Source organism: Saccharothrix ecbatanensis (assembly GCF_014205015.1).
GTDB classification, from domain to species: Bacteria; Actinomycetota; Actinomycetes; order Mycobacteriales; family Pseudonocardiaceae; genus Actinosynnema; species Actinosynnema ecbatanense.
Genome location: NZ_JACHMO010000001.1, coordinates 1,453,667 through 1,468,910, shown reverse-complemented (window position 1 = coordinate 1,468,910; position 15,244 = coordinate 1,453,667). Strand labels below are relative to the sequence as shown.

The following is a 15,244-nucleotide window of genomic DNA, read 5'->3' as shown; positions in this document are numbered from 1 at the left end:
CGAAAGCGGCTTCAACGGCATTGCTCCGGAGAGGGACCGATGGCACTCAGCGGCACCGACAAGATCCACCAGCGGCCGTCCACGACGATTTCCGGCACGTCCTCGTTCGTCAACGGCCACTTCCCGAACCGACGTTGGCTCGTCGTCGCGCTCAGCGCGCTGGCCGGCTTCATGCTCACCGTGGTCTGGTCGGCGCACTTCGTCGACTCCACGATTGGCGACAACGTCGCCAACACGCTCTTGGGCCACAACGCCAAGGAGACCCCGATCGAGGGCATCCTGTCGGGCATCGCGTTCGCGTTCGTCAGTGGCATCGCGGGCACGTTCACGGCGTGCAACATCGCGGCGTTCGGCGCAGTCGCGCCCATGCTCGGTGCGGCCGAGACCCGCTGGGCACGACTGCGCGGCGTGCTGAAGCCGATCGGGTGGCTGGCGGTCGGCATCATCCCGGTGTCCGCGCTGTACGGGGTGCTGGTCGGGATCGTCGGCACGCGGATGCCGCAGTTCGCCACCGCGGCGTCGACGCCCGGCACGCTGAACAGCCGCAGCATCCAGACGTTGATCGTGTTCGGCGTGATCGGGCTCGTGATGATCTACATGGGGCTCGCCGCGCTCGGCCTGGTGCGCGACCCGTTCCGCCGGATCGCGCGGAGGTTCCCGAACGCGCCGATGGTGTTCATGGGCGTGCTGATCGCCGGGTTCCTCATCGGCCGCCCGTTCGCCCTGTTCCGGCAGATGTTCCGGGACGCCGCCGAGAGCCACAACCCGCTGTACGGGGCCGCCGCGTTCACCCTCCAGTCGGTGGGCAACATCGTGGTGATGGCCCTGATCTTCCTCGCGCTGGCCTACTTCACCGGCGGCCGGTTGCAGGGGTGGCTCTCGGCGAACCCGGCGCGGGTCGCCGCCATCACGGCCGCCGCGCTGATCGTCGCGGGTGTCTTCACGTTCCTGTACTGGGACGTCAGGTTGCTGGCCCGGCGGGAGATCATCCCGTGGTACCCGATGGCGCCGTGGTCCTGATCGTGCCGAACGGCAGCACCGGCCGTTGGCAACGATTACCATCACGAGGTGTCTGATACGCCGAGAGAAGAGACCCTGCGCGCCTTCGACGCCGCCGCGGCGGATTTCACCGCACTCGGGCGTCACCTGTGGGAACCGATCGGCGCGGCGACCGCGGCCGCCGCCCGACTCCGTCCGGGCGACCGCGTCCTCGACGCCTGTTGCGGCACCGGCGCTTCCGCGATCCCCGCGGCACGCCTGGTCGGCGCGCACGGTGTGGTGGACGCCGTCGACCTGTCGGGCCCGATGGTCGCGGAGCTGTCACGGCTGTCGACCGACGTGCCGCAGGTGCACGCCCACACCGCCGACGTGACGAAGTGGGAGGCCGACGCCTACGACGCGGTGCTGTGCGCGCTCGGCATCTTCTTCTTCCCCGACATGACGGCCGGCACCGACCGGTTGATCAGCCTGACCCGCCCCGGCGGCCGGGTCGTGTTCACCATCTGGCGCGGCGAGTCGATGCAGCTCGCCGGCCGGCACCTCGGCCGTGCCGTCGCGGCGGCCACCGACACCCCGCCGGCGAAGGAGCGCGACCCGCACCTCATCGACCGGATCAACCAGGCGGACAGCTACGCCGACTGGCTGACCGGACGCGGCTTGGTCGACGTCGAGGTCGCGGTGCACGAGCTGCGGCTGCCCATGACGCCCGAGGTCGCCTGGCTGGTGATCACCGGTTCCGGGTTCCGACGCGGTCTCGCCGGGCTGGAACCCGACACCGTCGACGCGGTGCGCTGGCACTACCTCGACTCGCTCCGCGCGGACGGCGTGACCGAACTCGACGCCACCACCCTGATCGGCACCGGCACCACCGACCCCGCCCGCCCGGCACGGACGGAGTAGGCGCCGGAGACGTCAGCCTCGGCCCGTGACCGGCTCCGGCGCCTCCACTTCGCGGTGGCGGCGCTTCTTCGACGCGGCCAACGACGCCGTCGCGGACTTCACGTCGTCGCCGACACCGACCAGGAGGCTGGTCAGCATCGCCTCGTAGGCCCGGTCCGCGCCGACCGGTTCGATCAGGTACCGGCCGAGTTCGAGGTTCACCAGTCCGTGCGTGGTGATCCACATCTCGTGGGCGATCAGCAGCGGGTCCGCGTCCGCGAACCGGCCGGCGGCGATGCAGCGACCGGCGCACTCGACCACCGTGCCCAGGGTGTACCGGCCGTACTGGCGGTCGTCCTCGGTGAGCGAGAAGCCGGCGAGCGACTGGCCGCCGAACATCACCGCGTACAGGTGGGAGTTCACCCTCGCGTTGTAACGGTAGGCGTGGCCGAGCACTGCCATGTCGGCCACCGGGTCGTCGGTCTGCCGCACCCTGGCGAACTGGCGTTCCAGCCGGGCGAAGCCCTCGTGCGCCATCTCGCGGACCAGGCCGCTCATGCTGCCGAAGTAGGTGTAGACCGCCATGGTCGAGGTGCCGGCCTCGGCCGTGATCTTCCTGGTGGACAGCGCCTCGGCGCCGTGCTCGGCCAAGAGCCTCGCCGCGATGTCGACGAGCCTGGTTCGCGTCTCCGGATCCAGCTTCCGCGGGCTCACCCCGGCAGTGTTGCACAACGCCGTTATGAGGGGCGTGGAACCGCGCGGATGGGCCGAAACCGACCCATCCGCGCGGCGGGGACGGCCGTTCAGTCCTCAATGGACATGAACGCCGCCCGCGCGCACGACTCCTGCGGGCTGGGGGTCCCACGGCGGAGCCGAAACGCGGCCCGGGGCGGAATTCGATCCCGCTTCGACACCGTGATCGAAACCCTACTAGCGGTCAGTCCTGACAAGCAACCAAGTTGTGCGGGATACGCGTCACTCGACCGGGTGCGCCCATTCGCACAAAACCGTACGTGAGCACGGGAAAGTGCGCCGGAAGGCGTTATAGATCTACTGATGCTTGGTTGAATAACGTTGTGATGCAACCGATCGGGTGAGGCGATCGCACCAGGAGGAAGTAATGCTCTGCTTACGTCCCAGTCCCACTCCGCCGGAGGTTCGCTCAACACACGCCAGGACAAGTGCGGCGCCGTCGAGGTCGGGCCTGGCGGCGTGGGCCGGCTAATCCGCCTTCACAGCTGCGTGTAGCTCTTGAGCCCAACGAGCGTCGTGAACGTCATCCTGTTCGCGCCGGCGGGGGCGGGCAGGCCGAATCGCCGGTTCACCAGCCGGTCCAGACCGCCGCAACCGCGTGCTTCCGGCACGGCGAACTCCTTGTCCTCGATGGTGAACTTGAGCACCTGCGGGTCGGTGGAGATCACCTCGGGCCTGCCGATCCGGACGGGCTTGAACTTGATCGGGTCATCGTCGCTGCCGATCGCGCAGGTGCCCGGCAGCAGCGGGGAGATGACGCGGAGCTTGAGGTGCTGCTCCCCCATCCGGTCCCCGACGGAGAGGAAATCGGAGTAACCCGCGTACTCGATGCGCAGGTCCAGGCGCAGCTTCGGGTTGTGCGCGTCGGTTGCGGGAATTCCGAGCAGCCCTCCCGGCACCGGGGTCGGGTCGGCCCTCAACGCGCCGAAGACCTGGGCGAATTTCCCGTCCAGCTGCCCTTCGGCGAACGTCATCCGCATCGCTCCGGTCGGCTGCTCGGGCAGGTCGCCGAACCTGAACGTGCCGCTGGACATCAGCACCTCACACCGCCACAGCCCTGGATCCGCGCCGGCCGGGATGGACGGGCAGTCGGCGAAGTCGAAGGTGGGCAGCGGATCGCTCGCCGGGTCGGCGGATGCCGGTTGGGCCACGACTGAAGCGAACCCGATCAGGGCCGTGCACGCCAGCGCCACCACGGAGCCGCGGCGGGAGGTCTTCGATCTCGTCATGCCTGAAGAGACTTCCCCGCCGGGCCGCGCGGATGATCAGGTGAACCCCTGGGATCACCCGGACCCGACCCCGAACTCCACCTGAGGGTCGACGTGATCGCCGCGGCCCGCCGGCGGCGGCGGGCTCGGGTCAGTACGTTGGCCGGCATGAGTGAGCGGATCTCGCCGCGTCGGTTTCACGAGGCCTGCGGGTTGGCCGAACGCGATGTCGCGGCAGCCCGGCGGATTTCCGCGGTGGTTCGTGAACTGGGCTTCGCCGCCGACCCGTCAGCCGTGCAGACCGTCCTGCTCGACGTGGCCACCTGGCTCGAACGCGACTGAACGGTTCCGGTCGCCCCCACGCCACAGGGGCGACCGGAACCGTCGGGTCAGTCGGTGCAGGACACCGGGTCGTCGAAGTGGCCCGGGGTCGTCGGGTACGCCTTGCCGTTCCCGTGATCCTTGTTGTCCGCCGGGTACACCAGCGCCAGTTCACGGAAAGCCGACGTGCCGCTGGTGACCGCGTCACCCACCGTCTGACCGGCGCCGCTGCCCCAAGCCAGCTTCTGCAACAAGTCCTGCATCCCGGGGCTGAACTGGCGGATGTCGTTGTACCCGCCGTAAGCGGCATTGCAGTGGGTGTAGAGGTTGTACGCGCCGGCCCAGTCGATCAGCCGGTCACCGGGGTTCGGCCCGTTGCCCGAGACGTCACCTTGCAGCACGTCGCGGTCCCAGCCGCCGTAGATCCAGTCGGTGCCGTGGTGGTGCTGGTTGTCCGCCATGGTCGCCGGCGCGGTCGGATCGTCGTTGGTCTTCTCCGTCATCTCGAACCACCGGCACGGGTCGATCGCGCCGCTGCCCAGGGTCTCCGGCCACGGCCCGGCCGCACAGCCCGCCGGGTAGCTGCCGCGCGGGTTGAAGTCGAGCACGTCCGACCCGACCACACCGGCCTGCGACGCCGCCGACGTGCCGCCGACACCACCGAAGATGTGGTCGACGTACCGGTCGTCCGTGCCGCGCGAGTCGGGGTTGAACGCGCCGTTGGTCAGGCAGTCGGGCGTCGGGAAGGCGGGATCGCAACCCTTGCCACCCCACAGCACGTCCGCGCCGTCGCCGCCGAAGACCTGGTCGCCGCCGCTGTCGCCGTTGGCGAGGTCGTCACCGAACCCGGCGTGGATGTTGTCCGCGCCGAGCCCGCCGCGGATGCGGTCGTCGCCACCTTCGGCGATGCCGTTGTGCGGCATGGACGCCGACGACGGGCCGCCGACGAACGCGTCGCCGTCCACGTCGTGCAGCAGGTCGACCCGCCGGTCGTAAGCACCGGCCCGGAACCCGGTGTAGGACTCCTGCGGCACCGAGTTCAGCTGGACGGTGAACCCGCGAGCGGCCACGTCGTCCGGGTTGAGGCGTTCGTTCACCACGCCGCCGCGGTCGCCGAGCATGGCGTCCTCGCCGTCGTTGCCGAACATCGTGTCGTCGCCCAACTCGCCGAACATGTCGTCGTCGCCGGTCGAGCCGGTCATGGTGTCGTTGCCGTCCTGACCCCACATACCGTCGTTGCCGTCGTCGCCGAACATGGTGTCGTCGCCGAACGCACCGACGGGCTCGCACGTGGCCTGCGCGGTGGTGCAGAACCGGGTGGACGGTCCGGGCAGGTCCGGGTCGTGCGTGCGGGACACGGTGGCGTTGTCGGGCACGAGGCCCGCCGCGTACCGCTCGGCGTAGACCTTCTCGGTCATCGACCCCGGCTGCCCCTGCAAGGTGCGCACGAGCGAACCGTTGTCGCCGAGCTGGACGTCGTCGGCGCCGTTGCCCTCGAAGGCGTCGCCGCCGTCGCGGAACCCGGCCGCCGAGCTGCCGCCGATCATGTCGTCCTGGCCGTGACCGGGCTCGGCGCCCTCCAACTCGGGCAGCTCGCTCGGCGTGCCGGGCCACCCCGGGTCGGTCATCGGCACGACGGTCGTCTCGGTGGACGGCTCGCCCAGCATGAGGTCGCCGCGCAGCACGTCACCGCCGCCGTTGCCCTCGATGTAGTCGGCCTGGCCGCCACCGGACAGGAAGTCGCCGCCGTCCTGGCCCCAGAGCACGTCCACCCCGGAGCCGCCGGAGACCCGGTCGTCGCCGAACCGGTCGGCGGGCGGCGCGGTGAGCACACCGCCGTTGTCCAGGTCGTGCCGCACGACGGTCCGCCCGGTGATCGCGTTGCCGCCGGACGTGGCCAGCCGCTGGGTCGCCCTGGTCGGGGTCTCCCCCGCCGCCGGCCGCTGCACGACGCCGTTGTCGCCGATGCCGACATCGTCACCCGGTCCGCCGAACAACGCGTCCGCGGCGTCGGGCTGGCCGGAGGACCCGGTCAACGGCGTGCTGCTGCCGCCGACCAAGTCGTCGTTGTCGCCGTTGCCCTCGATCCAGTCGACGCCCTGGTTGCCTTCCACGTAGTCGTCCGCCGCGTTGCCCTTGAGGCGGTCGGCCGCGCCTTGGCCGAGCAGCACGTCGGCGCCGTCGTCACCCCAGACCTGGTCGCCGCCGGAGGAGTCGGCGTGCGGGGTGAGGCCCAGGTCGAGCAGCACGATCCCGCGTGCGGTCATGCCGCGTTCCTGGGTGAGCCTGCTCGGCGGTCCGGTCCGCAGCAGCGAGCCGTTGTCACCGATCGCCACGTCCTGGCCGCCGTCACCGTGGATCGTGTCGCCGACGTCGGGTTGGCCGACGCCCGGGGCTTCCTCGGTGAAGCTGCCGCCCACCAGGTCGTCCTGGTCGGCGTTGCCGGAGATGGTGTCGGCGCCCGGCCCGCCCTCCGCGTAGTCGTCGGCGTCGTCGCCGGTGACCGTGTCCGCGCCGCCCTGTGCGGACAACACGTCCTGCTCACCGCCACCGCTGATCACGTCGTCACCGGACGTGCCGGGAGTGGGCGCGTAGCCGAGGTCGAGCAGGGTGATCTTGTGCGCCTTGGTGAACTGGCGGCCCAGCGTCACCGGTGAAGCGTCGCCGAGCGACAGGATCGCGTTGTCACCCGTCACGACGTCCGGACCGGCGTCGCCGAACAGCATGTCACCGGTGTCCGGCCGACCGACCTGGTGGCCGTCCACAGTGGACGCCACTTCGGCGCTGCCGCCGACCACCCGGTCCTCGCCCGAATCGCCGTGCACGACGTCGTCGGCGTTGTTGCCCTCCAGGTAGTCGTCACCGGCGCCACCGGACATCTCGTCGTGCGCGAGACCGCCGAACGCCCGGTCGTCGGCGCCGCCGCCGAACACGAAGTCCGGCCCACCCGCCGCCGCGTTCGCGCCGTCCAGGTCGAACGGCCCACCGGTCGCCGCGAACGCGTCACCGGAGCCGTTGTCGCCGATGACCAGGTCGGTCCCGGAGTCGCCGTACAGGGTGTCGCCCGCGTCCGGCTCGCCCGCCTTGCGCGTGCCACCGACGACCACGTCCGCGTCCGCCCCGCCGAACGCGGTGTCGGAGCCGTTGTTGCCCTCGATGACGTCGTTCAGCGTGCCGCCGTACAGGGTGTCGTTGTCGTCGTTGCCGTACACGTGATCCAGACCCGCGTCACCGTAGGCGAGGTCCTTGCCCCCGCCGCCGTAGAGCACGTCGTCGTCGTTGCCACCGGCGATGACGTCGTCGCCGAGTTGACCGCACGCGACGTCCGCGTTGGCCTTGACGTCGACGTTGTCCGCCGCGCCACCGGCGGCCACGACCTCGATCCCGGTCCCGCCGGTGATCAGGTCACGCCCGTCCGCCGCGTCGAACGGCTCGGCCGGCGGCTTGGAAGCGGGGTCGCCCGGCGGCGCGCACGGGTTCGCGTACTTGTCGCCGAAAATCTCCGCACCGCCGTCGCCACCGACGACGTGGTCGTTGCCGTAGCCGCCCACGAGCAGCTTGGACGACGGCGCCACGCCCGCCGGCAGCGTCCGGTGGTTGACCGGGCGCACCGGGCCGAAGGCGCTCGGGCCGGTCTCGCCGCCGACGTCCGACGGCTCCGCGATCACGTAGTCGTCACCCGGTCCGCCGAACACCTTGTCCTTGCCGAACCCGCCGGTCAGCACGTCGTTGTTGCCGCCGCCGCGGATGTCGTCCACCTGGTCGGGCCGCGAGCGCCCGGTCACGAAGTCGAACGCCTGGCTGCCGAACACGGTGTCCGAGCCGGTGCCGGTGTCCACGATGTTCGTGGCGTCCACCGTCACGGCGTCGACGACGGTCTTGTCCGGGTGGCCCGGCTCGTCCTCGCCGGTCTTGTCGACCGGGTTGCCGATCAGGAAGCTGGTGTAGATCTCGTCGTCACCGGAGCCACCGGAGATCTTGTCGCTGCCGTGGCCACCGATGATGGTGTTCTTCTGCGCCACGTACTCCGCCTTGCCGGCGTTGTTCGCGGCGAGCGGGCTGTCGGAGGCGATGCCGATGGTGTCGTCACCGTCGCCGCCGTCGATCGTGTTCGCGCCGAGGCCCGCCGCGATCCGGTCGTTGCCCGCGCCGCCGTTGACGGTGTCGCCCGCGCCGCCGACGGTGATGGTGTCGTCGCCGTCCCCGCCGGTCACGGTCGCGGAACCCTTGCCGCCGAACGCCGCCGCCAAGTCGCCGGTGGTCAGCTGGTCGTTCCCGGGACCGCCGTTGACGGTCGACGGGCCGATGCCGGTCTTGACCGAGTCGTCGTTGTTGCCGCCGGTCACCTCCACGGCCTTGTCGAACGGCTTCGCGGCGGACGCCTGGTCGTTGCCGGCGCCGCTCTTGTCGCCGTCACCCTGGAAGACGAACACCCGCTTGCCGACGTCGTTCGTGGCGTTGGCGGCCACCTTGGTCAGGTTCGGGTCGCGGTGCTCCTCCCGGAACCCGATGCCGCTGACCGCGAACCCGACGAACTGGTCGCCCTCGACCATCTGCGTGACGGTCCAGGTCTCGTCGTCGTCCCGTGCCTTCCACGCCGCGTCGCCGCGCAGCGGGGTGCCGCCGTCACCGACGTGCAGCACCAGCGTGGTGCCGTCCACGTGGGCGAGCGTCGGCGGCGGTGGCGCGCAGTTCGGTTTGACGGAGAAGTCGAGCAGGGTGATGTCGGCCAGCGTGAAGTCGAACGACACGCTGAACGGCGAGAACCCGATGGTGATGTACACCTTCAGGAACAGGCTGAGCCTGCCGTCCATGTTGAACAGGCACATCGGGTTCTGGAGTGCGACCTTGGCGAACTCCGAGAACCGGAACTTGCCGTCGTTGTTCGGGTCCGCCCAGCTCAGGTTGATGGTCAGCGCCACGCCGCCCTTGATGCCCACCTCGATGAGCACCACGCTCACCGCGGCACCCGCGGCCAGTTCACCGCGGAAGGTCACCACGGGCAGCGGCTTGCCGGCGTCGTCCACCGTGTCCAGGTAGATGCTGTCGAGGATGTCGGCGGCCTTCTTGGACTCGATCGCCTTGCGGATGCCGAACGTGTCGAAGCCCGCCCGGAACCTGGCCTCGACCGAGGCGCTGCCGGAGATCGACACCAGCACCGGCGGCGGCGCGTACACCGGGCCGAAGGACTGGCTGTAGGAGAACGCCAGGCGCAGCGGACCCGAGTCGAACTTGATCAGGTCCACGTCCTGGCCCATGATCAGGCCGAACAGCTTCGCCGGGTCCTTCAGGATCGGGAACGTGAAGCCCGCCGCGCTGCCCGCGGCACCGTCGGACAGGAGCTGCTGGCCGGACTCCTGGTCCATCGCGCCGCGCAGGTCGGTGTGCGTCAACGTCTTCGACTCGATCAGCGACGCCGCGGTGTCCGGCGAGTTCTGGGTGTTCAGCGCCCGGTCGCCCGAGATCGTGAACGAGCCGACGTCGATCGCGCCGCCGTTCGCGGCGATCTGGCTGACCAGCTTGATCGTCCGCAGGATCTTGTCCACGAACTCCAGGTCCGGCCCGCCCGCGATGGTGCTGAACGACTTGGCGATGGTGACCAGGTTGACGTCACCGCCGCCGACCGCGCGCGAGAGGTCGGACAGCACCGGGATCGGCGCGTACAGCTGGTCCAGGATCGGCTGGACGGGTTTGGTGAACAGCGCCACCTTGTCCACGATCGGCTTCAGCACCGAGCCGAGGAACTCGCCCGCGTTCAGCTTCACGTCCTTGAACGCGATGTCCAGCGCGCCGGGGTCCTTGCCCAGCTCGAACTTCCACGCCAGGTGGAACCACCCGGACACGCCCGGCAGCGGACCGGCCGTGACGTCGAAGTCCCAGTCGATGCCGACCTGCGCGACCAGCGAGACGCCCACGACCTGGTCCACGTCGGCGAGGTCGGCGAGCGTGATGCGCGCGTCGACGTCCACGGCGCAGCCGGTGAAGCACGCGGCCTGGCCCTTCTTGTGCAGGTCCACGAAGAACGTGCCGGAGAACAGGTCGGTCGCGCCGCCCGCGTGCTGCTTGAGCCCGACCTCCAGGAACGCCAGCTGGGCCTTCATGTCCGCGGGCAGGGTGAAGCCGAGCTTGAGGCCCAGCTCCGGTCGGTCGATGTCCTGCGTGGCGACGAAGAAGCCGCTGCTCTTGTCCACACCGACCTTCACGTGCAGGCGGTAGGACAGGCCGGCGGTGACGCCCGTGCGCTTGGCCGGATCAGCCGCCTCACGCAGGGACAGACCCGGAATGCCCAGGTCGAGCGGCCGGTTCAGGCTCAACGCGTCGGTCGCGCACGTGTCGCTCGGGTCGACCTTGCCGTCGCACAGGTCGAACGTGAACGTGGCGCCGGTGATGTCCTGCAACGCCGCGCCGTCCGGGCAGTCGGCCAGCTTCGGGTTGGTCGTCGCCGGGACGTAGGCCGCGCCGGGCGCCCCGCCCTTGTCCTCGTAGGCCACCGTCGCGCCGCTCAGCCCTTCGGCCAGCAGCACCCAGTTGTCCTGGTTCGGGTCGGTCTTGCGGATGATCTTGTAGCTGGTGGCGTACCCGGACTTGGTCCAGCCGAGCCGGACGTCGGTGGTGGTGTGGCCGTCCGTCACCTCGACGATCGCGGGCGGCGCGTCCTTGCCCTGCGCCGACGCCACGATGCCGTAGACGTACCTGGTCGAGCCGGTCGTGCCCTGGACGGACGCGGTCGGCGAGGTCGCCGGTTGCAGCGTCGCGTCACACGTGAAGCCGATGGTGACGGCGCTGCCCACGGCGGGCTTGAGGTGGTTGTTCACCCAGTCGGTCAGCTCGGTGGTGTTGTTGACGCGCCCACCGCCGGGCAGTTGCGCCATCGCCGCCTGGATCTTGGTCCGCAACGCGCCGAACCGGTCCGCGCCCTGCTGGAGGTCGTCGCCGACCAGCGGGAGCTTGCCGTCGAACGCGGCCGTGCGCAGCGCGCGTTCGACCATCGCCAGGTACTTCTCGATCCCGTCGCCGAACTGGGAGAAGTCGAGCAGCGCGTCCAGGATCTGCTGGCCGATGTCCGGCGGCATCTCGAACCGCTTGACGCCGCCGGGCAGGTCCGGGCTGAACGAGAACGCCTCACCGAGGTTGGCGGCGGTGCGGGGCAGCCGGACGATGAACGAGTCGCCCGGTCCGGCCAGCTTGGTCCAGTTGGTGTTGTCGGAGCTGACGAACACGGGCATGACCGCGCACAGCGCGAGGTCGGTGTTCGCAGCCGGGTCGCCGGCGCAGGTGACGGGCTGGTTGTCGCCGTTGAGCGTCAGCGACACGTTCTTGACGAAGTCGGCCAGCGGCACCGGCGCGGTGCCACCGGGGCCGTAGCCGAGGTGCGCGTTGTAGTGCGCGTTCGCCACGGCGCGTTCCGGACCGCCGGGGTTGCCCAGCGCGATGGACAGCGGGCCGATCGAGGACCGCACCACGCCGCTGATCCCGCCGTGCGCGGTGATGTCCACTGTGGACCCAGGCAGCACCTTCAACGCCGTCGCGTTCGCCGGTCCGTCGCCCGCCGCGAGCGGCAGCACGAAGCCGATCTTGGTGGAGCCGGTGAGCGACAGGTTCGCGGTGGCCTCGCCCTCGGCGCCGACCAGGGAGCGGCCGGCGCCCTTCTCGTCGGTGAACGAGAACCTGACCGGCTGCGCGGTGGCGACGTTCCGCTTCACGTCCACGTTGAGCACGATGGACGGCGTGCCGTCGACGTCCTTGTAGGCGAACGAGATCCCGCTGCCGTCCGGCAACGCCTCGTTCAGCGTGGCGACGAGGTCCTGGAGGTAGTCGGGCGGTGCGGCGGTCAGCTTGTCGACCGCGTCCTCGAGAGGGCTGCGGAACGCGTACGCGGTGCCCTTCGCGGGCACCTGGTCCCACTGCTTGCTCAGCAGCAGCCGGTTGCCGCCGGGGTCGGCCAGTCCGACGAGGGCGACCTGCGTGCCGACCAGCACGGCCCGGCCTTCCAGGTCGCCGCCGAACGCCGTGGGCCCGGTCCGGTTGGTGTCCTTGATGTAGCCGAACGTCGTGCCGCTGAGCGTGACGTTCCCGTACTCCACGGTCGGGCCGGAGCCGGTGTCGGCGCTGCCGAGCAACTCGGTCAGCGACTTGCCGACCACCGGCAACGGCGTGGTCAGGGCGGACTTCACCTGGCCGTCGCCGTCCACGGCCCGCAGCGACGCGTTGAGCACCTGCAACGCCTTGATGATCTGGCCGAACATGGCGCGCGGGTTGTCCGGGTCGAAGTCGAACGCCTTGGCCCGGTCGAGCGCGTCCAGACCGCTGAACTGGACGTTCGTCGGGTCGGTGACGTCCGGCATGGTGACGTCGACGCTGACCGGTCCGCCGAAGAAGTCGGTGATGCCCGGGACGTCCAGCTTGACGGTGGCGGCGGCCTTCACACCCACCGCGACGCTGAGCAGGTTCTCGGGTTCCTTGGCCGGTGTGGAGAGGTCGTCCACGAGCTTCGGGAACACCTGCGACAGCGGCAGGTCGCCGTCCGCGTCGCCGACCTTCTTCAGGCCCACCGTCAGCATGTTCGCCGAACCGTCCTTCTTGGACATGGCGAGGCTGCCGGTCATGTGCACCTTGAGGTAGCCGACGCTGCCGTTGACGTCCACGAGGGTGTCCACCGGCGCGTCCGCCTTGACCAGGTCGCCGCCGGTGCGCAGGAGGAACCGGTCCGGCGTGCGGGGCAGGCTGGTGACGAGAGTCGTTGTGCCGTCCGGGTTCTTGTCCGCGAACGGGCAGCCGACCGCGGCGGCGTCCGGGTCGAGCGGCTTGCACGCGTCACCGGTGATCGGGTCGCGCAGGTCGAGCACGAGGGTGGCGGTGGCGACGTAGCCGGGTTTGACGGTGGCGGTCGCGTTGAGCGCGTTGGCGTCACGCAGTCCCTTGGCCGCGAAGGTGTCGCCGAACGTGACCTGGCCGGTCATCGGGTCCGGTGACGTGACCTTGTACGGCGCTTCGGGTGCCGGCGTGCCGCCGATCCACGGCTCTTCCAGCGTGATCTCGTCGGCGGTGTTGGACTTCACCACGCCTTGGGACGTGCCGCCGGACACGATCCGCCCGACGAACCCGTCCACGGTCCACGGCTTGCTCTTGTTCGCGTGCTTGAGCTTGTCCGACTGGTAGGAGACGTTCGTGCCGTGGCCGGAGGTCAACTCGGCGGCGACGTCCAGCGCGGTGCCGGTGGCCGGCGCGTTCTGCGTCATCGTCAGGGTGAACTTGAGCTTCTTGCTCGTGTCGTCGAACCCGACGTCCGACACCGCGATGGGGCCGACGTTGAGCTTGCCGAACATCTCCTGGATCGAGCTGAACTTCGGCAGGCCCGCCTTGGCCTTGTCGACGTTGTCCCGGTCCGGGTCGAACACGTTGTCGTCCACGAACTGCGCCAGCACCGAGCCCGCCTTGACCGCGTCGGCCAGCGTGCCGCGCATGAAGGGCAGGTTCACGTTGCCGGTCGGCTTGGCCGGGTCGCCCCACTGGGCGCGCTGCACGGCCTCGATCGAGTTCACCAGGTGGCTCAGGCCTTCGATGAGGTCGCGCGGGCTGAGCGTGGTGAACCGGGTCAGCTGGGCCAGGTCCGGTCCGGTGACCGTGACGGCGGGCGCGCCGGTGGCGATGTCCGGCCACTTCACCTCGACCTTGCCGGTGACCCCGGCGACCGACGCGCCGGCCAACGGCTGCGCGGTGAAGGTCAGGGCGGCGTCCACCTTGCCCGCGGGTGCGGCGAGCCCGATGTGGAACAACCCGGCGGCAGCGCCCGCGGCGGCGAGTTCGGCGGTGCCCGTGCCGTTGACGGGCGGTTCGACGGCGAGCCTGCCGTCACCGTCCGGGTCGTCGGCGGTGGCCGAGATGTTCGCTTCGACCAGGACGTGCGAGGAGTTCTTGTCGAGGTCGACGCCCAGGATGCCGAACCCGGCGGTGGGGGTGGCGCCCAGGTCGAGTTCGCCCTTGGCGCCGACCGTGAACTTCGGTGACGCGTCATCCTTGACCAGGTAGAACCAGTCTTTCGCGGTGTCGTAGGCGAACCGCAGGGTCGCGTCGAGCGTCAACGACACGTCGACCGCGCCAGACGTGGTGAAGGTGATGGCGGGTGACGCGCCGGCCACCGACACCGGCTGCCGGTCGGCGACCTTGGCGACGTGCAGGGTCACGTCGACGCGCTTGACACCGCCGATGTCGCTGGTCTGCACGGTCAGCGTGCCCGGACGGTCACCGGCGAGCGGGTACGTGCCCGCGAGGTCGGCGAACTTCTCCTTGTCCTTCAACGGATCGTGGACGGTCTTCGCGATCAGGTCCTCGAACCCGAGGGCCGCGCCGGGGCTGACGCCCAACAGCGGCAGCGCTTCACCCAGTCTGCCCACCGTGCCGAGGGCTCTGCTGAAGTCGCCGAAGGCTTTCAGCCCGTTGACGATCCTCGTCACCACGGCGTCCTGCGCCACGGCGGGAGGCGTGAACGCGACCAGCCCGAGCAGGCCCAGGGCGAAAGCGGTGAACGCGGCGGTGAACCGCCGGATGGGCGTGACACGACGACGCCCGGAGTACGGACGCGCAGGAAACGACCGCGCAGGGTACGACCGCATGACCAGACCGCCTCTCGACGGCGAATGGCCCCCGCGCCACTTGCCGGATGTGTTGGCTCCAGCTCAGGTGTCCGGCGCGACCCTCAGACGTACCGGCACACTGGGAGTCGGCACGATCGCGGATCTCGTTACGCGGACTTCACACCTGCGCTACGCAACACCCGAATGACGCACAGTCTTACCCCTAACGGAGCAGCATTCCTACTCTCTGTATCGATCCGTCTCTCTGTGTCACCGACTACCCAGGCTTGTTGTCGTCGACGAACTTGACCGCGCCGAAGACCTCCTTGAGGTTCGAGTAGTCGGCCAGCGGGATCGCCCGCAGCGCCTGGACCGCCGTGGCGTCGCCCTTGCGGATCGCCTCGTCCAGCAGGTCGTCCTTGGTCGCCGGGAAGTCGATCTCGTTCAGGCACTCCTTGAGGTGGTCGCGGGTCAGCGTTGCCGCCATGACTCCTCCTGTTCTCTCGGCTG

At 70.0% G+C, this 15,244-nt stretch carries 7 protein-coding genes; 3 read left to right on the top strand and 4 right to left on the bottom strand.

The window, feature by feature from the left end; translation table 11 throughout:
- The first annotated feature begins 39 nt into the window (after positions 1 to 39).
- Both F4560_RS06475 and F4560_RS06470 read left to right on the top strand, forming a co-directional pair.
- Positions 40 to 1,020 (top strand): hypothetical protein, encoded by a 981-nt coding sequence (locus F4560_RS06475; protein ID WP_184917526.1) that lies wholly within the window; start codon positions 40 to 42, stop codon positions 1,018 to 1,020.
- Between the two features lie 48 nt (positions 1,021 to 1,068).
- Complete coding sequence (locus F4560_RS06470) at positions 1,069 to 1,899, top strand: class I SAM-dependent methyltransferase (protein ID WP_184917523.1); 831 nt, start codon at positions 1,069 to 1,071, stop codon at positions 1,897 to 1,899.
- Between the two features lie 12 nt (positions 1,900 to 1,911).
- On the opposite strand, the gene F4560_RS06465 is transcribed toward F4560_RS06470, so the two are convergent.
- The gene (locus tag F4560_RS06465; RefSeq protein ID WP_184917520.1) at positions 1,912 to 2,592 is read right to left on the bottom strand and encodes a TetR/AcrR family transcriptional regulator; all 681 of its coding nucleotides are present in this window, start codon (positions 2,590 to 2,592) and stop codon (positions 1,912 to 1,914) included.
- Positions 2,593 to 3,110: 518 nt separating this feature from the next.
- Positions 3,111 to 3,860 carry a hypothetical protein gene (locus tag F4560_RS06460; protein ID WP_184917518.1) on the bottom strand — a complete coding sequence of 250 codons (750 nt, stop codon included), beginning with the start codon at positions 3,858 to 3,860 and terminating at the stop codon, positions 3,111 to 3,113.
- A 147-nt stretch (positions 3,861 to 4,007) separates the two neighbouring features.
- On the opposite strand from F4560_RS06460, the gene F4560_RS06455 reads away from it, so the two are divergent.
- Positions 4,008 to 4,181 (top strand): hypothetical protein, encoded by a 174-nt coding sequence (locus tag F4560_RS06455; protein ID WP_184917516.1) that lies wholly within the window; start codon positions 4,008 to 4,010, stop codon positions 4,179 to 4,181.
- Between the two features lie 47 nt (positions 4,182 to 4,228).
- Here F4560_RS06455 and F4560_RS06450 read toward each other — a convergent pair whose 3' ends face one another.
- Both F4560_RS06450 and F4560_RS06445 read right to left on the bottom strand, forming a co-directional pair.
- A complete protein-coding gene (locus F4560_RS06450) occupies positions 4,229 to 14,773 on the bottom strand; it encodes a calcium-binding protein (protein WP_184917515.1) in 10,545 nt (3,514 codons plus the stop codon).
- A 238-nt stretch (positions 14,774 to 15,011) separates the two neighbouring features.
- Complete coding sequence (locus F4560_RS06445; RefSeq protein WP_184917512.1) at positions 15,012 to 15,221, bottom strand: DUF2795 domain-containing protein; 210 nt, start codon at positions 15,219 to 15,221, stop codon at positions 15,012 to 15,014.
- Between the last annotated feature and the right edge of the window lie 23 nt (positions 15,222 to 15,244).